The sequence below is a fragment of the Paenibacillus sp. V4I5 genome (assembly GCF_030817255.1).
Lineage (GTDB): Bacteria > Bacillota > Bacilli > Paenibacillales > NBRC-103111 > Paenibacillus_E.
Genome location: NZ_JAUSZB010000002.1, coordinates 4927863 through 4947609 on the forward strand (window position 1 = coordinate 4927863; position 19747 = coordinate 4947609).

The 19747-nt window shown below is 45.8% G+C and carries 20 protein-coding genes; 16 read left to right on the forward strand and 4 right to left on the reverse strand.

All coding sequences use genetic code 11. The annotated features are described in order from the left end of the window. Positions 1–50 precede the first annotated feature (50 nt). The 11 genes from nikA (at position 51) to QFZ78_RS24580 (ending at position 11426) form a co-directional block, all read left to right on the forward strand. Entirely contained in the window at positions 51–1670 is a 1620-nt protein-coding gene (gene nikA, locus QFZ78_RS24530; RefSeq protein ID WP_307551394.1) for a nickel ABC transporter substrate-binding protein, read from the forward strand. Positions 1671–1689: 19 nt separating this feature from the next. Next, a complete protein-coding gene (gene nikB / locus QFZ78_RS24535; RefSeq protein ID WP_307551396.1) occupies positions 1690–2634 on the forward strand; it encodes a nickel ABC transporter permease subunit NikB in 945 nt (314 codons plus the stop codon). Next, complete coding sequence (gene nikC, locus QFZ78_RS24540; RefSeq protein WP_307551397.1) at positions 2631–3473, forward strand: nickel ABC transporter permease subunit NikC; 843 nt, start codon at positions 2631–2633, stop codon at positions 3471–3473. The genes nikB and nikC overlap by 4 nt, the downstream gene beginning before the upstream one ends. Positions 3474–3532: 59 nt before the next feature. Further along, positions 3533–4324: a nickel import ATP-binding protein NikD gene (gene nikD / locus QFZ78_RS24545; RefSeq protein ID WP_307555868.1), complete on the forward strand. Its 792-nt coding sequence runs from the start codon at positions 3533–3535 to the stop codon at positions 4322–4324. Continuing rightward, entirely contained in the window at positions 4321–5532 is a 1212-nt protein-coding gene (cntE, locus tag QFZ78_RS24550) for a staphylopine family metallophore export MFS transporter CntE (protein WP_307551399.1), read from the forward strand. Before nikD ends, cntE begins: the two co-directional genes overlap by 4 nt. Next, entirely contained in the window at positions 5529–6329 is an 801-nt protein-coding gene (nikE, locus tag QFZ78_RS24555) for a nickel import ATP-binding protein NikE (protein WP_307551401.1), read from the forward strand. The genes cntE and nikE overlap by 4 nt, the downstream gene beginning before the upstream one ends. A 353-nt stretch (positions 6330–6682) precedes the next feature. Beyond that, positions 6683–7618: a DMT family transporter gene (locus QFZ78_RS24560; RefSeq protein WP_307551403.1), complete on the forward strand. Its 936-nt coding sequence runs from the start codon at positions 6683–6685 to the stop codon at positions 7616–7618. 155 nt (positions 7619–7773) lie between these two features. Further along, positions 7774–8286, forward strand: a complete 513-nt coding sequence (locus QFZ78_RS24565) for an acyl-CoA thioesterase (RefSeq protein ID WP_307555870.1) — start codon at positions 7774–7776, stop codon at positions 8284–8286. A gap of 183 nt (positions 8287–8469) precedes the next feature. Continuing rightward, positions 8470–9138, forward strand: coding sequence for a gluconate 2-dehydrogenase subunit 3 family protein (locus QFZ78_RS24570; RefSeq protein WP_307551405.1), 669 nt, complete (start codon positions 8470–8472; stop codon positions 9136–9138). Further along, complete coding sequence (locus tag QFZ78_RS24575; RefSeq protein ID WP_307551407.1) at positions 9131–10834, forward strand: GMC family oxidoreductase N-terminal domain-containing protein; 1704 nt, start codon at positions 9131–9133, stop codon at positions 10832–10834. Before QFZ78_RS24570 ends, QFZ78_RS24575 begins: the two co-directional genes overlap by 8 nt. 64 nt (positions 10835–10898) lie before the next feature. Continuing rightward, positions 10899–11426 carry a DUF3231 family protein gene (locus QFZ78_RS24580; RefSeq protein WP_307551408.1) on the forward strand — a complete coding sequence of 176 codons (528 nt, stop codon included), beginning with the start codon at positions 10899–10901 and terminating at the stop codon, positions 11424–11426. 135 nt (positions 11427–11561) lie between these two features. On the opposite strand, the gene QFZ78_RS24585 is transcribed toward QFZ78_RS24580, so the two are convergent. Beyond that, positions 11562–11840, reverse strand: coding sequence for a type II toxin-antitoxin system death-on-curing family toxin (locus QFZ78_RS24585; RefSeq protein WP_307551410.1), 279 nt, complete (start codon positions 11838–11840; stop codon positions 11562–11564). Positions 11841–11870: 30 nt separating this feature from the next. Continuing rightward, positions 11871–12677 (reverse strand): hypothetical protein, encoded by an 807-nt coding sequence (locus QFZ78_RS24590; RefSeq protein ID WP_307551412.1) that lies wholly within the window; start codon positions 12675–12677, stop codon positions 11871–11873. Between the two features lie 247 nt (positions 12678–12924). Here QFZ78_RS24590 and QFZ78_RS24595 point away from each other — a divergent pair, with 247 nt between their 5' ends. From QFZ78_RS24595 to QFZ78_RS24605, 3 genes are all read left to right on the forward strand, one after another. Then, positions 12925–13680 carry a GTP pyrophosphokinase gene (locus tag QFZ78_RS24595; RefSeq protein ID WP_307555872.1) on the forward strand — a complete coding sequence of 252 codons (756 nt, stop codon included), beginning with the start codon at positions 12925–12927 and terminating at the stop codon, positions 13678–13680. A gap of 76 nt (positions 13681–13756) precedes the next feature. After that, the gene (locus QFZ78_RS24600; protein ID WP_060646304.1) at positions 13757–13984 is read left to right on the forward strand and encodes a hypothetical protein; all 228 of its coding nucleotides are present in this window, start codon (positions 13757–13759) and stop codon (positions 13982–13984) included. Continuing rightward, complete coding sequence (locus QFZ78_RS24605; RefSeq protein ID WP_307551414.1) at positions 13981–14421, forward strand: DUF6526 family protein; 441 nt, start codon at positions 13981–13983, stop codon at positions 14419–14421. Before QFZ78_RS24600 ends, QFZ78_RS24605 begins: the two co-directional genes overlap by 4 nt. A 130-nt stretch (positions 14422–14551) precedes the next feature. On the opposite strand, the gene QFZ78_RS24610 is transcribed toward QFZ78_RS24605, so the two are convergent. Next, positions 14552–15481, reverse strand: a complete 930-nt coding sequence (locus QFZ78_RS24610; RefSeq protein WP_307551416.1) for a response regulator — start codon at positions 15479–15481, stop codon at positions 14552–14554. Positions 15482–15485: 4 nt separating this feature from the next. Then, on the reverse strand, positions 15486–16757 hold the full coding sequence (locus QFZ78_RS24615; RefSeq protein WP_307551418.1) for an ATP-binding protein: 1272 nt from the start codon (positions 16755–16757) through the stop codon (positions 15486–15488). Between the two features lie 231 nt (positions 16758–16988). Here QFZ78_RS24615 and QFZ78_RS24620 point away from each other — a divergent pair, with 231 nt between their 5' ends. Both QFZ78_RS24620 and aspA read left to right on the forward strand, forming a co-directional pair. Further along, positions 16989–18254 (forward strand): cation:dicarboxylate symporter family transporter, encoded by a 1266-nt coding sequence (locus QFZ78_RS24620; RefSeq protein WP_307551420.1) that lies wholly within the window; start codon positions 16989–16991, stop codon positions 18252–18254. 26 nt (positions 18255–18280) lie between these two features. Continuing rightward, positions 18281–19708: an aspartate ammonia-lyase gene (aspA, locus tag QFZ78_RS24625; protein WP_307551422.1), complete on the forward strand. Its 1428-nt coding sequence runs from the start codon at positions 18281–18283 to the stop codon at positions 19706–19708. The last annotated feature ends 39 nt before the right edge of the window (positions 19709–19747 follow it).

Sequence of the window (19747 nt, forward strand, 5' to 3'; positions counted from 1 at the left end):
ATAGTGATAATCATTATCATGGGTGGATGTCGAGAGGGGAAATTAATCTAATGTTTGAATCAAAAGGTAAAATACTAGTCATTATGCTGCTTATTTTGACTATTACACTTGTAGGCTGCTCCAAACCAAACGCAGCTCAGAACTCCGGTGCTGAAGTGGTTCAGAAGGATAAAACGATTACTGTCTCATTGCCAAGGGATATCGGACCGATGAACCCGCATGTTTATAATCCATCGCAATTAATTGCGCAATCAATGATTTACGAACCGTTGGTTAGCTATAAAGAGGGAGGCAAGCTTGAACCTCATCTGGCGGAATCGTGGATTATCTCACAGGATGGGAAAGAGTACACCTTCAAGCTCCGTCAAAATGTGAAATTCTCCGATGGAACGGTGTTTAACGCCGCTATCGTCAAAAAGAATTTCGATGCGGTGATGAAAAATTTTAAAAATCATAGCTGGCTAGGTTTTATTAATGTGCTTGACAAGACCGAAACCGTGGATGAGTATACATTTAAATTGACACTGAAGCAGGCCTATTATCCGACCATACAGGAGCTGGCAGTCGTCCGTCCGGTACGCTTCCTTGGGGAAGCCGGATTCCCGGATGATGGCGATACGTCCAAGAGTGTAAAGAACTCGGTCGGTACCGGACCGTGGATGCTGACGTCCTATAAGAAAGACGAATATGCGGAATTCACCCGTAATCCGAATTACTGGGGAGAAAAACCGAAAGTCAATAAAATGGTCATCAAAATTATTCCTGACGGAGAAACAAGCGTACTTGCCTTTGAGAAAAAGGAGCTCGACCTGATCTATGGAGAAGGCGTTATCAGTTTGGATGCCTTTAAGCAGCTGAAAGCTTCCGGTAAATATGAAACAAGCCTTTCCGAGCCTATCGCAACAAGAGAGGTGGTTATGAACACCACCAAGGATATACTTGCGGATTTGCGAGTGCGTCTGGCACTCCATCACGGCTTTAATAAACAGGCGATGGTGGATGGGATTACGGCTGGCCTTGAGGAAAAAGCAGATAATATTTTATCCAAAAACTTGCCGTACACGAACGTTGACGTTAAGCCGCTGGAATATAACGTGGACAAAGCCAAAGCATATTTGGAAGAAGCGGGCTGGAAGCTGCCTGCTGGGAAAACCGTTCGCGAGAAAGACGGAAAACCGCTTGAGCTGGAACTGTTGTATGAAAAGTCGGATCAGGTTCAAAAGCCGATGGCTGAAACGCTGCAGGCCGAATGGGGAGCGATCGGCGTCAAGCTGAACATTACAAGTCTGGAGCTCACTGCACAAATAAAACGCTTGCGGGCAGCGGATTTTGATTTGTACTTCTGGAGCAACTACGGAGCGCCGTATGATCCACACTCTTTCATTAATGTTGTAGCTACAAAGGGCTTCGGTATCTCAGAGTCGCTCTCAAGCTTACCGATGAAAAAAGAACTGGATCAACAAGTAAATGACACTGTCCTCTCAACCGATGAGAACAAGCGCCAACAACTGTACAGCTCTATTTTGAAGACACTGCATGAGCAGGCATCATTTTTGCCGATCTCTTATATTAAGAAAACGGCAGTTTATCAAAAAGACGTGAAGGGCTTCGTATTCCCGGCCAATCGGGATGACAACCCGTTCCTCGGGCTCGACACTGTGAAAAAGTAAATGGCAGGGAGGTTATGATTTGCGCAGCTATATCGGGAAACGGCTCCTTGCCATCATTCCCATCTTTCTCTTTGCCACCCTTCTTTCTTTTGTACTGATCCATCTCTCGCCCGTCGATCCGGCTGAAGTCTATCTGACTGTAGCCCATATTCACCCGACGGAAGAGCTGCTGGCCGAGGTAAGACATGAATTCGGTCTGGATCAGCCGCTGCTTGTCCAATATGTGGAGTCCCTTATGAAGATGTGCCGACTTGATTTCGGCACATCTTATGTTACGAAGGAACCGGTTTGGCAGGAGGTCGCGCATCGGATGCCTGCAACGCTCCAGCTTGCCTTCAGCAGCATTTGTCTGGCCGTGCTGATCAGCGTGCCCATCGGCTTTCTATCGGCGGTTTATAAAAACAGCGTGATCGACCATTTCAGTCGGCTGCTTGCTTTTTTTGGCGCTTCCATTCCGCAGTTTTGGCTCGGATATTTATTGATTTTTTTCTTATCCGTCAAGCTGGATCTATTTCCCGTACAAGGAAAGGGCACATGGGCGCATCTGTTTCTGCCGTCATTAACGCTTTCTTTGGGGTTGATCGCCATCTATACCCGCCTGTTGCGAACCAGTGTGCTTGAGCAGATGCAGGAGCCATATGTGCTATACGCCAGAACCAGAGGCATCAAAGAGAAGGTCATTATGGGTAAGCACGTGCTGAAAATTGCGATTTCGCCGATGATTACCGGTCTGGGTATGAATATAGGTAAATTGCTTTCCGGTACGATCATCGTGGAAGTCGTCTTTTCTTGGCCCGGATTCGGCCGTTATTTTGTTGAGGCGATTTTAAACCGGGATATACCGGTCATTCAATGCTATGTGTTCCTCGTTGCTTGTATATATATCGTGTGCAACCTGATCGTGGATCTTCTGCAAATGGTAATGGACCCGCGGATTTCTTGGAAAGGAAGAACCAGCCCATGATCGCGAGTATACGTACTGGCCTTAGGAGTCAGAAGACCGCTCTGGTATGTTTGGGTCTTTTGCTCACTCTCTTTATCCTTACCATCTTGGCTCCATGGATCGCTCCGCATGATCCGATTCATGTGAATTTGGCACTCAAGCTGCAGCCACCTTCGTTTGACTATCCATTGGGAACCGACCACTTGGGACGCTGCACGCTATCTCGCCTTCTATACGGTGCCCGCGTATCATTAGGCTTTGCATCCCTGATCTTCATTTCTTCTTTAGGAATTGGATTGTTCATCGGAGCGATTGCCGGTTACAAAGGTGGCTGGTTAGATTTTGTACTGATGCGGTTCTGCGAAGGGGTGATGTCCTTTCCGAATCTCGTGCTCATTCTTGGGCTGATAGGGATTTTCGGGCCTGGACTGACGCAGGTTATTTTGGCAATGATGCTGGTGCAGTGGGTGTATTACGCCCGGATGTTTCGAGGTATGGTTCTCAGTTTAAAGGAACGGAATTTCATCACCGCTGCCCGAATAAGCGGATCCTCGCAATGGAAGATTATCAGGCAGCATATTATCCCCAATGTGCTTCCCCCGATTGTTGTTATGGGAACACTGGAAATGGGTTGGGCTATTATGGATATCTCGGCCCTCTCATTCCTGGGGCTCGGTATTCAGCCGCCCGCGCCGGAGTGGGGCGCCATGATCCATGAAGGAAAATCGTTTATTCGCAGTAATCCGGAATTAATGATATATCCGGGGATTTTGATTTTGCTCGTAGTTGTTTCGTTTAATCTACTGGGCGAAGCTCTGTCGGAGCGGTTTGGCGTTAAGCGACGTTTTGAAAAGGAATGAGACCATTGAGAGAAGAATTGCGCAATGTGTTGCAGGTGAGCGGCCTGCACGTAAAGGTAATGACGGAGCAGGGAACGCTTTCCCTTGTTCACAATATCGATTTAGAGCTGAAACCTGGTCGTGTGCTTGGTCTTGTCGGAGAAAGCGGCAGCGGCAAATCAGTCACGTGTCTTTCCATCTTGCAGTTGCTGGACCAAAAAACAGCATGCATGGAAGGTAGTATCCGATTACACGGTCGCGAGTTGAATGGGCTCAGGGCCGAGGAGATGCGGTGTATTCGTGGGAAAGAGATCGCCCTCATTATGCAAAATCCGATGAATGCCTTCTCTCCTGTGTTTACGATCGGCGATCAATTCGTCGAAACGATCCGTACGCATACCGCTCTAACCAAAAAACAAGCGGTCGATTTGGCGGTCGACTCTTTACAGGATGTGAACTTGCCGGATCCTTTCGGGCTCATGCGGCGGTATCCGTTTCAATTGAGCGGGGGGATGCTGCAGCGGGTTATGATTGCTGTCGCGATGTGCCTGCGGCCCTCTGTCCTTATTGCTGATGAACCGACCACCGCACTGGATGTGACGAATCAACTGCAGGTGCTGCGTCAACTCAATCGCATTCGTTCCGAACATGGTACGTCAATTTTATTGATCTCTCATGATTTGGGGGTCATTGCGGAAATGGCTGACGATGTGGCCGTTATGCAGCATGGACGGATTGTTGAAAAAGCAGATGTCTACGAGCTATTTGATCATCCGCAGCATGCGTATACGAAGGAATTGCTCGATGCCAGACCCAAGCTGCAGATTAACCAACAGATCAACCAACCGACCAAGGAGTTTGTATTGTCATGAATGCTATGCAGCAATCTGAGATTGCTTCGCAGGGTAGTCCCTTTGGTGCGAAAGCGATGCAGATTTACCTCGTTACCGCCTTATTTTTCACTAGCAGCCATATCCTTCTGATTCTGCTGCCGCTTAGCTCGCACAAGCTTGGAGCAAGCCCGTCGCAGATCGGACTGATCATGGGTGCTTATATGTTTACTTCGATGTTTTTACGGCCCGTTGCCGGTAAAATTGTTGATAAACTCGGTGCAAAGCGGATACTCGCCGCAGCGTTAATTCTTAATGTAGTAGTCATCTCCATGTATCTTATTCAGGAGCTATGGGTTTACGCTCTGCTTCGAATTGCTCAGGGCGTGATTCTTGCTTTCTTCTCCATGGTATCGCACCTGATGATCATCGAGGCCTTATCGGAGAAAGCTCGCGGGCAGGGGCTCTCCCTTTTCTCACTCTCGTCGATGCTGCCTTACACGTACGGACCCTTTCTCGCTCTTTATTTTGCAGGAAAAGTTCCCATACCTTACATCTTAATGGCCTTGATTCCGATCAGTGTGATAACACTCCTCATTGGTATGAACGTCAAGCTGCCTGAGCGTCGAAATAATAAGCCTATCGGTTCGCAAGCTGCTGCGAATTTGCGAAGTGAGGAGCTTTATCAAGGATGGAAAGATCGGAAGCTGCTGCTTCCATCCCTATCGATGCTGCTAGCTTCGGCGATCATCGGAACGGTGGCGGCTTTTCTCCCGCTTTATCTAGAGAGACGCGAGTTGCCGTATGCAGGATATTATTTCATGACCGAAACCGCTGTTCTTATTACATTACGCTTCTTCGGCAGAAAACTCATTCCGACAAACGGTCGTTTTCCTGTTCGTGCAGCTGCTCTCCTCATATTCCTCATAACGGTCGCCGTGTGTTTGGTTCGAATGGCTGAATCGCTGCCTGTGATCCTGCTTGCCGCAGTTTGCAATGGAATAGCCTTGTCGATGCTGTATCCAACACTGCTGACCTATGTTTCGTTCATTGTGCCAGAACGGTTCAGAGGCAGGGGGATCGGGCTGTTCATCGCAGCCGCCGATTTCGGAACATCGGTAGGTATTTGGGGGATGAGTCTGATTGCGAATGCGTATTCGTACGAAGTCATGTTTTCCGGTTGTGTGGTTATCGGGGTGGCCGCCCTGCTGCTTATCCTACTAATGTCTAAACAGGAGGTGAAGAATTGAGTTTGCTTCAGGTGAAGGACGTTACTCATAGTTATGGAGCACCCCATCTGTTCTTTAAGGAGAAGAAGCGGGCAACAGTGCTTTCCGGCGTTACTCTTTCCATCGAACATGGCAAGTGCTTAAGCCTTCTCGGAACGAGCGGAGCAGGTAAAAGCACGCTGGGCAAGGTCATCTTGGGACTGGAAAAACCGCAGAAAGGGCAAGTTTTTTTTCAGGGGATTGATGTTTACAACACGGACTCGTCCACCCGCAGGAGACTTCGTCGAGATCTTCAAGTGGTTTTTCAAGATTGTTATTCGGCTGTTAATCCGCGAATGAATGCGGAACAAATTATCGGAGAGCCACTGCAAAACTACGAGACATTATCCCAGAAGGAGTACAAACGAACGGTCGGAGAGCTTCTGGAAACAGTCGGGTTGAAATCGGATGACAGGCACAAGTATCCTCATCAATTTAGCGGCGGACAACTGCAAAGAGTCAACATTGCGAGAGCGATTGCCTTAAAACCGAAGCTGATCGTACTCGATGAGGCGGTAAGCAGCCTGGACATGGTGAATCAAACGAAAATTTTGCAGCTTTTGAGCGACCTGAAATCAGCGTTTGGCCTCTCTTACCTATTTATCACTCATGACATTAAAGCAGCTTACTCTATTTCTGATGTTCTGGCCGTGATGGAGAAAGGGGAAGTGGTCGAGCTGTGCGAAGATAAATCGCAGTTTTTCCAATCGCCACACCCGAGTGTGAGGAGTTTGGTTAGCTCCATTCTTTCGGAGCATCCGCGTAATCGTTCCGTCTAACTTCCCACGAGACAACCTTCACGCCGTGACGAATTATGGTCGAACAAAGACACCCGAGAGGGTGTCTTTTGCTTTATGAGGTACTTAATTGGGAGGATAGGGTAGGATGTTTTCGCTATACAGAGAAGTTAGGACGCAGGAGCGAAATTTTGAAATGTATCATTGGAAATCTGATTATTAAAGATAAACAGTTTGGTTTGAGTGAACAAGAAAATAATTGTAATGATCTAATAGAATGGAAGCAAAGAGTGTAGTAAGATGATAGGTACTAGAAGACACCGTCTTAGGTGTCTTTTTGTGGTGTAATAAGATTATATTAGTTAATAATCGATAGAGAGTAGGCGTGCATCATCTTGGTAAAGTCGGAGAAAACCATTTATTTTATCTTAGCTATGGTAGTCATTTCGTGGGGTTTAAATATTGTAATGGTTAAATACCTTACACAGTTTATTTCGCCCATGCTTGTAGCCGCAATTAGGATGCCGCTCGCTGGAATTGTGTTGCTTCCGTTTGTATTTAAAAAATATGGATTCTATAAACCTAATGCAAAGCAGTGGGGACTTCTTTTTCTTATAGGGCTAACATCGATCTTCTTTCATCAGTTGTTTTTAGCTTATGGGGTTGTAACAACTACAGCTACAAATGCATCGCTGATCCTAGGATTAAATCCGCTAACTACCGCGCTGCTTGCATCCATTTTCATTGGGGAAAAATTCAGTATGAGATTGGGCCTCGGTATTCTGTTTGGATTTTCAGGGGTCGTTTTGGTTGTAACCTCCAAATCGGCAGATAGTTCGGTTGGTTTATCTGGATGGGGTGATGTCATCATGCTTCTATCCATGTTAGCTTATGTTGTTGGTGCATTGTTCATCAAGAAGTTGTCGACAACCTCCATGCCAACTTTAGTTGTCACTACCTATTCCACGCTAATTGGGGGAGTCATGCTAAATCTGGGTACAGTGACTTTCTTTGGGCCTTCGTCGTATGCACAGATTCATTTGCCAGCCATGGCTTGGGCCGTTATGTTGATGTCAGCTTGGATAGCATCTTCACTGGGTACACTAGGGTGGAATCAGGGTATTAAATTTCTAGGCGCCAATAAAACAGCTATGTTTCTAAACGGGCTGCCTTTTGCCAGTATGGTTGGGGGAATTATTTTTTTGGATGAAAAAATTGGCTGGATTCACGTTGTGGCTTTTATACTTACTACGGTTGGTATTGTGATAGGGACTTTAAAGAAAAGAGATAGCAGGCTTCCCTCTGTAGGTGGAAAATCTGTTAATACCTAAGCGAAAGCGGAGGGAGCATTACTCCATACAAAACAAATAAAACACTATCCATTTATATGAATTGGGTAGTGTTTTTTTATCAAAGCATAGCGGCATCATGAACGGGGAAAAATGTCCGAAGTGACTACATTTTGTAAGAAAGTTGTGTGAATATGTTGGAAAAGAAATATGTAAGAGAAACACGATGTTTTAAAATTTCCAGAGTTTTTCCAACGGATGTCAATAACCATAATACCTTGTTTGGAGGCAAGCTAATGTCTTATATCGACGATATTGCTTCAATATCTGCTACCAAATTATGTCGTGTGACAACTGTGACAGCTTCTACGGATTCCGTTGATTTCCTACACCCTATTAGGCCAACGGATTCTGTATCCTTAGAGTCTTTCGTCACATGGACGGGCAAGAGTTCAATTGAGGTATTTGTGAAAGTGATCAGGGAAGATTTAAGAAGTGGTGAGAGGAAGATCGCCGCGACCTCTTTTCTTACTTTTGTTGCCTTGGATGAGCAGAATAAGACGATACTTGTACCTCGTATAATACCTGAGACGGAAGAAGAAATAAAGCTGCATGAAACGGCTGAGCATAGAACGGAAATGAGGAAACACCGCCGTGAGGAAAGCAAGAAGTTCGCTGACTATTTGGTAACTCAGTATCCATGGGAGTAATATTTCTTAAGCTGCAAAAAGAGCTTTGCCAAGTGATCGTTGGCAGGCTCTTTTTATTGTGTTTGGCAACAAATAGGAATATTTCGATTTGCCTGCAGCTAATGTCTATTATTTTGACATAGTGAGCACAGATTCAAATATATGTAGATAGTAACGACTCGACTAAATGGGGTGGTGAGTTTAATGTCGCGTTCCAATGGAAGCACTGGCACAGGGGATATGAACATCAAAGCGACCTTTCAAGCGCTAGTAGATACGATTATTCCGCCTACCCTTCGACAGGCAGAAGCGATAGGAGCAATCCCTATAGCCGGGGCGGTTCAGCTTTGTGTGGATGAATTCGTGATGAACGAAATCGATCATTCGCAATTTGTTCCTATAAACGATGAGCATCGAATTCAGATTCCTCTTTCGAGGTTAACAGCTCAATTACTTGATATGGGGGCTGAGCAATTAATTCGGAGAGGGCTAGCTCAACATCCCTTAAGCCCTTGGATTTTCCCCGGAGGCGGACTGTTTTCCGCTCTGTCCCGCGATGATAGGCTGCAAACATTGGCTCTACTAGATCGGCTCGAGATCCCTCTCCACTTGATGCCTCCTCCTTATCAAAACAACCCCGGAATGATACAAACCATGATAGATTCGTTAACTCAATTAACGATGTTCGGTTACTATTCAGAATGGTTCGGGTATGGAACAACCCGTCTCTCTCCTCCGGCCTACCGACAGGTTGCGTTTTTTCCTCCGGGTTGGCGTATGATTGGTTATCCCGGGCCGGCATTCGGATACCGTGATTTTCGTGGATTTTTATTAAAATATCCGCATGCTAAGGGGGAATATTCGAATGACTGACCCTGATGTTATTGTGATCGGTTCGGGTGGCGGTGGAGCCGTGATTGCCAAAGAGCTTGGGGAAAAGGGCCTTCAGGTCTTGGTGTTGGAGGCAGGTCCCTGGTATGGGAATTCACAGTGGCCTGATCCGAATACGAACCGCGGAGCTCAAAGCAGCTCCAAACCGGATGATTTGAATATATTCCTTTTCAAGGAGCAGTACAACAAGAATGAAGATGAAATGAATGACTTGATCACAGGGAGACTTCGCTGGGGGCCTGCGGATAGAAATCGCCCTCCGTGGTTCCGGAGTGTAACGGAGCGAGGGTTTGTTTGGCAAAATTCCGGCGTAGGAGGGACGACGCAATCTTATCTTGCCAATTCGCCCCGCGCTTTTCCCGTGACGGTTGATCATGTTTGGCCGATTTCTTATCGCGAACTTATTCCTTATTATGAAAAAGTCGAAGCGACGCTGCCGGTTGAGTTTGCTCCAATGACTTCCAAAGAGGAGCTGTTTTTTTACGGTGCAAAAAAGGCCGGCTGGCAGCTGATTCCCACATTGAATGTGACAGTTCCTGGCTATCGCCCGCAGCCCAACGCCATTTTGCCTCCGAATAAGAACCTTACCAATCCAGATTATTCCGTTGAACAGTTGTCTTGGATGCAAGGTTGTACTCTTGCCGGTCATTGTATCAACGGATGCCCGCACGGGCCTTCTGTGGATAAAATTGCAAAGCGTTCAACCAACGTTAGCTATGTCCCGCTAGCCTTAAAGACAGGCCGTGTAACCATAAGGCCCAATGCCTTTGTCACCCAAATTTTGACGGAAACTCATCTGACGGAAGGCTTGCGAGCAATTGGCGTGCGCATACGGGAAACATGGACAGGGGAGACAGAAGAGATTAGAGCCGGAGTCGTGGTCATGGCTACGGGAACGATCGAAAGTCCCCGGCTTTGGCTAAATTCTGGTTTGCCCAGTAATCCATGGGTTGGACGGGGGCTGGTTAATCATTATTTTGACTGGGTCACGGGTATGTTCGATGAAAAAGATCTGGTCGCCATTCTGGGAAGTCCGGATATCAATCCCTTTGTTGGCCATACATCAGGGGGGAGGCTTGACTATCCTGGACTTGGATCCATTCAGGTTACAGGGATGAGCCCCGGACTAAGCGCCTCTATGAGCTATGGATTAAGTCAGTCTGGATACAGCTCCATGCAGCCGCCCCTTACCGGTATGCCATGGTATGCTAAAGGCCGAGTTATAGGGCCTGAGCTGCAGCAATGGATGGAAAACTATCGAAGAACGTTAAGCATAGTTATATTTGCAGACGATGAGGTTAATTATAGAAACGGGGTTACGGTTGATCCTGCAAATAAGGATGAAAATGGACCTGTCCCGAAGGTGAGCTATGTTCCCGGACAACGGGGGAGTTGGAACCGTAACGAACTGGTTAAAATCGCCGTGGAAATTTTGCGGAAAGCAGGAGCCAAGAAGGTGCTCCGGACCGACTGGCCGGCCTCTCTGATGATACATATGGAAAGCACCATGAGGATGGGGTTTGTCGTAGATGACAGCTGTGAATCCTATCAGACAAAGCGGTTATATATTGCTGATAATAGTGTGCATTTTAACGCATTGGGCGGGGCGAATCCAACGCTTACAACGCAAGCTCTCGCTACACGAACAGCTGACAAACTGGTTGAAAAATATTTTTAATGAATGAAATGAAATAAAAGCCAAACAAATGGGAACGCTAACTAGCAAAAAAGGAGCTGCGAACATGAATATCATGGAAGTACTCAATGATGCGATTAAGCCGTTTCTGGATGGTGAAAAACCGCCTTTAAACGTCGGAGAAGTCATGAATCTGTGGTTTTATTTGACTGCAACGGATCAAACAATGCGCGGTGAAAAGGTGTCTCTTAATATTGTAGAGGATCTAGAACTTAAGGAGAAGCTGAAAGAAGTCATTAACGATGTTCATGGTCCAATTTTTGCAGAGCTAACTGAGTTTTTAAAAGCAGAAGGCGTCCCGGTGCCCGAGGCAACGCCGGTTATACCGATTGGCGATTTTCGAAATATTCCGGAGGGCTCCAAACTGTCTGATGAGGAAGTAGCGAATCTTCTCAGCTTCAATATTGTACTGGGAATTTCTTATGCTTGCCGGGGCATGACAGAGGCAGTACGGCCGGATGTTGCGGCAATGTTCGCCAAATTTCAGATGAAGAAGTTTACATACGCGATAACGTTAAAAGATGTATTAATGAGAAAAGGGTGGTTTAAAGCACCTCCGTATTTCAAACCATAAGCCTTTGCAAGGTAGTTTAGGAAGCGTTAAGCAGTACTTTGCTAGTATAAGCATAAAAAGCACCTGAGAGGGTGCTTTTTTGAGTTGTATGGGTGTTAAAGCGAGGGGAGATGATGAACTTTTGGGGCAGCCTCATTAGTCAATGGGCACTGTATGTCTCCTGAATATCTCAGCTACGTCATCGAAAGAATATTGGTGGTTAACCATGTCTACTGTCAAATCTTCCGCAGCCTTGTTATCCATCGAGAAACGATAACCGTTGTAACGGAGAAAGGTGACTAGTGCAGTAAAGGCTGTACGTTTGTTCGCATTTTGAAAGGGGAGATGTTGTCCCAAGAATTCGAACAAAGCTGCTGCTTTTTGATAGATGCTTGGATAAGCAACATCTCCAAAGGCTGATGATTGCGGGGGCAATAAAGCAGACTCCTTATCAGCGACTCCAACCTACGGGATCTGAGCCTTAATCGCCGTGAGTGCATCACTTATCTTCGTTTCAAGCTTAAAGATGCTTTCTTTTTCTGCATTCATTTGACGGGATAGAGAAATCATGGAGGTGAGTGAGCTTTGAACAGCATTCGTATCTTCTTTTTTTGCTCCTTGTTTAAATGCGGTCCATATCGGGGAGAGGCTGTTTTGGATCGTTTTGATAGCACCTTGCTTAGCTTTGATTTGTACGTTTATGGGGTCAATGTCATTCAGGCTGCTGCGGATTTTTTTCGTCGCCTTGGATGCTTTGTCTTTAGCGGCTTGGGAAGCTTTTACCTTGGCGCTGATGTCGAGTCGAGCTAGTTGTACGGGTATTTTCATAGCAGCAGCTTGGAATCTTAGCAGTGCGCTCAAGCTCTTGCTTTTCAGCGCTCGGGCGGCTTCGATTTGTTTGTTTAGCGCGGCGTATTGAGATAATAAGGGCTGGTGCCGAGCTCTTGTTCGCGTGACCTCCTCCTCCAATTTCGCCAATTTAGCGGAATCGATATCTTTGGCCTGTTTACTAAGCTCTGCCGATGTATCCTTATTTCTGCTATGCAGCGTATTGATCTTGGCTTCCCAGTCCTGTTCTTGCTTCTGAATGTTGAGGAATTCGGTGTATAGCGAACTGATTTTACTAGCTTGGGTTTGAGGCGCGCCGGCAATCGTTTTGTCGAGAGAGGATTGAATCGTGGTTGTGATTTCGAATGAAGCGGCTGAAGCCAATTCGGCTGGAATGGCCGAGGCGAGGGCTAAAGCGGTGAGCAAAGCGGTGAAATTTTTCAATAGACAACCTCCTTCAAATTGGGAAATGGATATGAATACAACAAAAAAAGCACCTGCAAGAAAGGCCATCGGCCTTATCTTACGGGTGCTTCCGTCGTAAGTATTCACTCGAATATGATAGGAGTACTATACCAAGACGCCACAGAAGATGTCAATACGAACACCAAATTTGCACCAAGTGATACATGTGCATTACACTAGCTAGGACTGGTAAAATAACCACGACCAAAGGATGGAAACAACCATGATGAATCAACTTTCGATCAATGATTTAAAACGATTCAAGAACGAACTGACACGATTTATGATGACGTATAAGTTCGCACTGGATGAGATAGAGACCAGAATTGAAATTCTTGTGCAGGAGTTCGAAATGCTGCATGAATATAACCCGATTGAACATACTAAATCACGCTTGAAGTCTCCGGAAAGTATCTTTCACAAGCTCAATAGAAAGGGAGGCGATCTCTCGTTCTCAGGGATTAAGGAGAGTATTAAGGACATCGCAGGGATGCGGATTACGTGTTCGTTTGTCTCTGATATTTATGTCATAAGCCAGATGCTGAAGAGTCAAGGCGACCTTAAAGTACTAGATGAAAAGGATTATATTAAGAACCCAAAGCCTAATGGCTACCAAAGTCTTCATTTGATCATCGAAGTGCCTGTACATATGTCGGATCGACTAGAAAGTGTGTGCATCGAAGTTCAGATTCGAACGATTGCAATGGACTTTTGGGCAAGTTTGGAGCATAAAATCTATTATAAGTTCAATCAAGGCAATCAAGCTGTACCAGCGCGGCTTCTGGATGAATTAAAGCAAGCGGCTGCAGCCGCGTCAGCTTTGGATCTGCAAATGGAACGCTTGCATGCCGAAATTGAAGTCATTAAAGAAGAGCATTCGGAAACAATGGACGATAAGTTGAATCGAATTATTATTAACAATCAGCAATTTGCCCTGCCACAAGCGCTGCTGGAGCTTTTAAACGATGAGGATGTGAAGTAGTATCCGCTAATTGGATGATGCCTCTTTTAATTTCTGTGGTATAATTAAAGTAACGGAATTAGAAGGGTGCGAGCATATGAATACTTTTGAAGACTGGAATCAAAAAGTGAAGTCAACGTTCAACGCTACAAGTAATGAAGAAGTACTAACCGTTATGGAAGCGGGAGAATCATTAGGTCTTTCTAAAGATCAGATGAAACTGTATGTGGACAAAAACAAATTAACCAAAGTGCCAATTATGAGAAGTGTACATCGGTACCTTTTATTAAAAAGTGAGATTGATGAAATCGTAGAGAAGTTATGAGTAACGGTCATCAAAACTATGCGAATCATCGTAGGATGCATCCGCTGTTTCATTTTGTTTACAGTGTGCTGGCGCTGGGTTTAGTGATCCTATCACTTACCCAGCTCGTTAGGTCAGTACAATCCGGAACAGACGTGCTGCCCGCGGCTATTTTTCTGCTCATTTCTATCATTGTTGTCATTATATTTCTTCTTGTACGGTCCTATCCTTTAAAAGCGCAGGATCGCGCGATACGGGCAGAAGAAAATCTCAGGCATTATGTGTTGACCCAGAAGCTGCTGGATACCAAGCTCACGATGGGGCAAATTACAGCTTTGCGCTTTGCTTCCGATGAGGAGTTTCCTACACTTTGTAAGAAAGCTTCTGCTGAGCAGTTATCGCCTGACGCGATTAAGAAGTCGATCAAGAGCTGGAGAAGCGACAATTACCGAGTATAGTGCGGCTCCTTTATGTTAGAAAAGCAGAAAAATGGTGGTGCAAGGTTTATTCTTGCTCCGCCATTTTTTTTGCGATCGCATCGTTGACTCCCGGATTGAATATTCCGGGTCAAATGATACGGAACCTACCTCACAGCTGGCTAATCAATTTTTTGGCTTCCAAGTAAAGCACCTGAATAAACTTTTTTGTATTTTGTCGGATGATACTTTGAGATTCATCTTCCTTATTCTCCAATTCCCTCATTCTTTTGCGGACATCGCTTAGATCGAAAAATTTGTTCGAGTATTCCTCAAACTTAGGATTCGAATAATCAAGCAATCCAAGGGAGGCTAGGTTTGTTAGCGCTTGGTTCACAGTCCGTCGTACCCGCTGCTCGGCTGCTTTGACTTCTTTTCTCAAATCGCTGTCGGAGGCTGAGGGAGTTAATTTTTTTTCGGCGACGTTTTGAAAAATTTCATGAAGCGGTGGAAAGTTAAGCGCGAGCGGTTGATTCATATCGGCACGATACAAATAATCTAGCATCTCCAATAAATCTTTGCAGCCGGATTCACCGATTAATCCAAGGTCCGATAAGACATAATTCCCGCTTGTTACTATTGTTTTTGCACTGGAAGTCGGATCTTTCTCCGTAAGGACGCCGTTCATGCCGATGGCGCTTAGTGATTTCTGAATGTTTCTTATGGATTGGTGCAGCCTAAGCAGCTCGGAAACCTTACGAATAACGGCGATCAATTCCAATCGGTTGATCGGTTTCGTGATATAATACTCAATTCCGCAGGAATAAGCCAACCCAATCATTTCCTTCGACTCTACTTGAGAAATCATGATGATTTTGCCTTCGAACTTACCGGAAATCTCACGAACGGTTTCTATACCGTCACGATCAGGCATCAATAAATCGATAAGAACGATATCCACTTGTTTGAGGGCAAGTAGATCGCTGTCAATGTATGCCCCATCAGGGGCTTCACCTACGATAGTTCCCAAATCCTCATCCTCGATAATCTGCTCCAGCATGTAACGTACGGCCGGATCGTCATCGATAATAAAGAAACGCATAAGGCTATTCCTCCTTTCCTATCTGGCCCACTGGCAATGTGATGATGAAATTAGCACCAACCCCGTCACTACCGGCTTGAACCCGTATGGTTCCATGAAGCAGATCGACTTCTTGTTTCACGAAAGCGAGTCCTATACCCGTGGAAGGGTTGCCGGATTCATCGTATTTCGTAGTAAACCCTGGTATGAAGATCCGATCATGATGCTTAGGCGCAATACCCGGACCGTTATCAATTACACGAATAACGATATCATCTCCGTTTCGTATCACGCTAATCCTGATATAGCCCGACTCCCGAATTGCTTCAACGGCATTAGTCACTAGGTTATTAAGCAAGGATAAGGTGGCATACACGTGACATAATGGGAGTTCGCCATCGATCTGTAGTGAGAATGTAATCTTCTTGCCGAGGGATCTGGTATATTTCTCATTAGAACGTAAGACGATTCCGGCCAATTCATCCATGGGTAAGTAATCGCTATCATGTGAAATTAAACCGGACAACCCCGCATAAATCCGTTGATTATCTTTTTTGATTTCATGAACCTGACCGGCGATTCGGAGTGCTTTTTGCGACAAGTCATCGATCCCCTGTAGATGTACATCCTTTAAAGACCGATAGAGTTCATAGCTAACCCGCGTTATATATTCCGCATTGTGCAGCGTTTTCTTCAACTGAATAGATTCTTCATAAAGCTCGGAGATAAGCATGATCATCTTCTCGTTTTCTTTGCGCTGCTGCTCTTCGGCTGCCCTCGAATGTCGCAACTTCACGATATTGAAAATACCTAGCACGAAAAAACTGCGAAAAAAAGCAATTAATGCAATCTGATTCCAGGTGGTAAGAGAAGTCATCTCGGTGATGGATGTATATCGAAATAGTAGTTCCGCCGACGTCGCGGCGATTTCAATCGAAACGCCTAGAAAGCCGACTATAAGCGGCCGATTATGATACCGGTTCATACGAACGGCCGTGAAGACGATTCCATAGGTCAGGTAGTAGAAGAATACCGGATAATGATGATGAAAGGAAGCGGACCAGTTCCAATCTGAGTCAAGGAACGCCTGAAGCCCTGTGCGAAAGAGGGCAACGGATATCCCGACAAGAAGACCTGAGATAAGAGGGGATGGAGTCCGCAGCCACAACAGGAAAAGGAAGAAGGTGGGGGTGCCTAAGCTAACCCGAAACTCATCTCGAAACGGATAGAAATTCAACTCGCCTGCGATGGGAACCGAAATGATCATGAGTATGAGCAGGAACCATTTTTCCTTCAAAGTTCTTGTTTCCCTCCTTCTCACATGAAGTAAAAGTCATTCGACATAGTTTGCGTTATTCCTTCTATACCTATAGCTTACTTTTACACACGTATATTTTTTGAAAAAATAAAAAAGAGAAATTGTAGATTCGTCTAGCTTTCTGTAGATTCCCCACTAAGATGAAATCTATTAAAGCGTAACCAAAAGCTTTCATGAAAAAGAAAGCGCTTAATAAAAGGGGGAATCATAATGAAAAAATTCGGATTAGCATTTCAAATTTTGTTTGGTCTCATTTTGGGGATTATCGTAGGAGCTATATTTTTCGGAAACCCAACTGTTGAGAGCTACTTAAAGCCATTGGGCGATATTTTCATCCGTTTGATTAAAATGATTGTCGTTCCTATCGTCGTTTCTTCGCTTGTTGTCGGAGTAGCGGGCGTTGGGGATATGAAAAGGCTGGGCAAGCTTGGCGGAAAGACGATTCTTTATTTTGAAATCGTAACGACGATCGCCATTATTTTCGGATTAGTCGTGGCCAATATATTGAAGCCTGGAGCAGGTGTCAATATGTCTGCGCTTGCCAAGACGGATATTAACAAGTACGTCGAAGCGACGGAGAAGGTAACCAGCCACAGCTTCATTGATACGTTCGTCAATATCGTTCCGAGAAACGTGTTTGAATCTTTTGTTGCAGGTGATATGCTGGCCATTATTTTCTTCTCGGTATTTCTTGGCTTGGGTATTGCCGCAGTTGGTGAGAAAGGGAAACCGGTTTTATCATTCTTTCAGGGGCTCTCCGAATCGATGTTTTGGGTGACCAACCAAATTATGAAATTCGCACCTCTTGGTGTTTTCGGGTTGATTGGTGTGACGGTATCCAAATTTGGTATAGGCTCCTTGGTTCCACTGGGTAAGCTGGTGCTTGCTGTGTACCTGGGAATGTTCCTGTTCGTGTTCGTCGTACTTGGCTTGATCGCAAAGCTTTGCGGCACTAGTGTAATGACCATTATTCGCATACTCAAAGATGAGCTGATCCTCGCTTTCTCTACAGCAAGCTCGGAAACGGCCATGCCTAAGATGATGGAGAAAATGGAAAAGTTCGGTGTACCGAAAGCCATCACCTCTTTTGTCATTCCTACGGGCTATTCATTCAACCTGGACGGATCTACGCTGTATCAAGCCATAGCTGCTCTATTTATTGCTCAAATGTATGGCATTGACATGTCGATCAGCGCTCAGATCACTTTGATGCTTGCTCTGATGCTCACTTCCAAAGGGATTGCTGGTGTGCCGGGTGCATCTTTTATCGTGCTGCTGGCTACCCTGGGATCGGTTGGGATTCCGCTCGAAGGACTTGCTTTTATCGCAGGAATTGACCGTATTCTGGATATGGCCCGTACGGCTGTCAATGTGATCGGCAATTCGATTGCCGCGGTTGTCATGGCGAAGTGGGAAGGGCAGTACGATAACAAAAAAGGAAAGCAATATGTAGAGTCTGTTAAGAAAGCTGCGTAATTGAAATCACTTTGGGGGATACGACAATGACAACAGCTCAGTTAAGGGTGGAAAAAGACTTTCTTGGTTCAAAGGAAGTACCTATAGATGCTTATTTCGGGATTCAAACACTGCGTGCAGTCGAAAACTTCCCGATAACAGGTTACCGCATTCATGAAGAATTAATTCGTGCTATGGCAACTGTGAAAAAAGCGGCAGCGGTGGCGAACATGGAGATCAGGCAGTTGAACCCTCGCATCGGGAATGCTGTCGTTCAAGCGGCACAGGAGATTATTGATGGTAAATGGCATGATCAATTCATCGTCGATCCGATACAAGGCGGAGCGGGTACATCCATCAACATGAATGCCAACGAGGTCATCGCCAATCGGGCTATCGAGCTGCTCGGGGGTACTAAGGGAGATTATTTTGCAGTAAGTCCCAATACGCATGTGAATATGGCACAGTCAACCAATGATGCGTTTCCGACCGCGATTCATATTGCCACACTCTCTCAGATTGAGAAGCTGCTTGTGACGATGGAAGAGCTGCTCGAGGCGTTTCGCAACAAAGCCGTTCAATTCGACGGTATTATCAAAATGGGCCGGACCCATCTGCAGGACGGCGTACCCATTCGACTGGGACAGGAGTTTGAGGCATACAGTCGGGTGCTGGCTCGCGATATGAAGCGGATTAAGCAAACACGTGATCATTTATATGAAGTCAACATGGGCGCAACAGCCGTTGGAACTGGTTTAAATGCAGACCCGCGCTACATTAAGCGGGTTGTAGAAGTGCTTGCTGAGCTGAGTGGACTGCCGCTTATCAATGCCGAACATCTGGTGGATGCGACGCAGAATACGGATGCTTACACCGAGGTGTCGTCTGCATTGAAGGTGTGCATGATCAATATGTCCAAGATTGCCAATGACTTGCGATTGCTCGCTTCAGGACCTCGCGCCGGTCTCGGGGAGATTCAGCTGCCTGCACGCCAACCGGGTTCTTCTATTATGCCTGGCAAGGTGAATCCAGTGATGGCGGAGGTCGTCAATCAAGTAGCCTTCCAGGTCATCGGCAACGATCACACGATATGTCTGGCGTCCGAGGCGGGACAGCTTGAGCTTAATGTAATGGAGCCTGTGCTGGTGTTCAATTTATTGCAGTCGCTTAGCATGATGAATCAAGTATTCCAAGCATTCCGCGTGTATTGTTTGGAAGGGATCGAAGCTAACGTGGAGCGCTGCAAACAATATGTGGAGCAAAGTGTAGGCGTGATTACGGCGCTTAACCCACATCTCGGCTATGAAGTGGTGGCGCGAATTGCGCGAGAAGCCATTTTAACAGGAAAGCCTGTTAGAGAGCTCTGTCTGATCTACAATGTTTTGACGGAAGAGGAACTGCAGATTATTCTTGATCCTTATGAGATGACAAACCCGGGGATCGCGGGAGCTGAGCTGCTGGAAGGCAAGCAATAATGCTGAAAGGAAAGGCTCGATTAGAGCAAAATTAAAGGG

Excerpts from the sequence above, each read along its gene's own strand:
- QFZ78_RS24580 (WP_307551408.1), top strand. The coding sequence starts at position 10,899 with ATGAATATCATGGAAGTACTCAATGATGCGATTAAGCCGTTTCTGGAT.
- QFZ78_RS24570 (WP_307551405.1), top strand. The coding sequence starts at position 8,470 with ATGTCGCGTTCCAATGGAAGCACTGGCACAGGGGATATGAACATCAAA.
- QFZ78_RS24575 (WP_307551407.1), top strand. The coding sequence starts at position 9,131 with ATGACTGACCCTGATGTTATTGTGATCGGTTCGGGTGGCGGTGGAGCC.
- QFZ78_RS24610 (WP_307551416.1), bottom strand. The coding sequence starts at position 15,481 with ATGCGTTTCTTTATTATCGATGACGATCCGGCCGTACGTTACATGCTG.
- cntE (WP_307551399.1), top strand. The coding sequence starts at position 4,321 with ATGAATGCTATGCAGCAATCTGAGATTGCTTCGCAGGGTAGTCCCTTT.
- nikA (WP_307551394.1), top strand. The coding sequence starts at position 51 with ATGTTTGAATCAAAAGGTAAAATACTAGTCATTATGCTGCTTATTTTG.
- QFZ78_RS24605 (WP_307551414.1), top strand. The coding sequence starts at position 13,981 with ATGAGTAACGGTCATCAAAACTATGCGAATCATCGTAGGATGCATCCG.
- aspA (WP_307551422.1), top strand. The coding sequence starts at position 18,281 with ATGACAACAGCTCAGTTAAGGGTGGAAAAAGACTTTCTTGGTTCAAAG.
- QFZ78_RS24620 (WP_307551420.1), top strand. The coding sequence starts at position 16,989 with ATGAAAAAATTCGGATTAGCATTTCAAATTTTGTTTGGTCTCATTTTG.
- QFZ78_RS24600 (WP_060646304.1), top strand. The coding sequence starts at position 13,757 with ATGAATACTTTTGAAGACTGGAATCAAAAAGTGAAGTCAACGTTCAAC.
- nikD (WP_307555868.1), top strand. The coding sequence starts at position 3,533 with ATGACGGAGCAGGGAACGCTTTCCCTTGTTCACAATATCGATTTAGAG.
- nikC (WP_307551397.1), top strand. The coding sequence starts at position 2,631 with ATGATCGCGAGTATACGTACTGGCCTTAGGAGTCAGAAGACCGCTCTG.
- QFZ78_RS24595 (WP_307555872.1), top strand. The coding sequence starts at position 12,925 with ATGAATCAACTTTCGATCAATGATTTAAAACGATTCAAGAACGAACTG.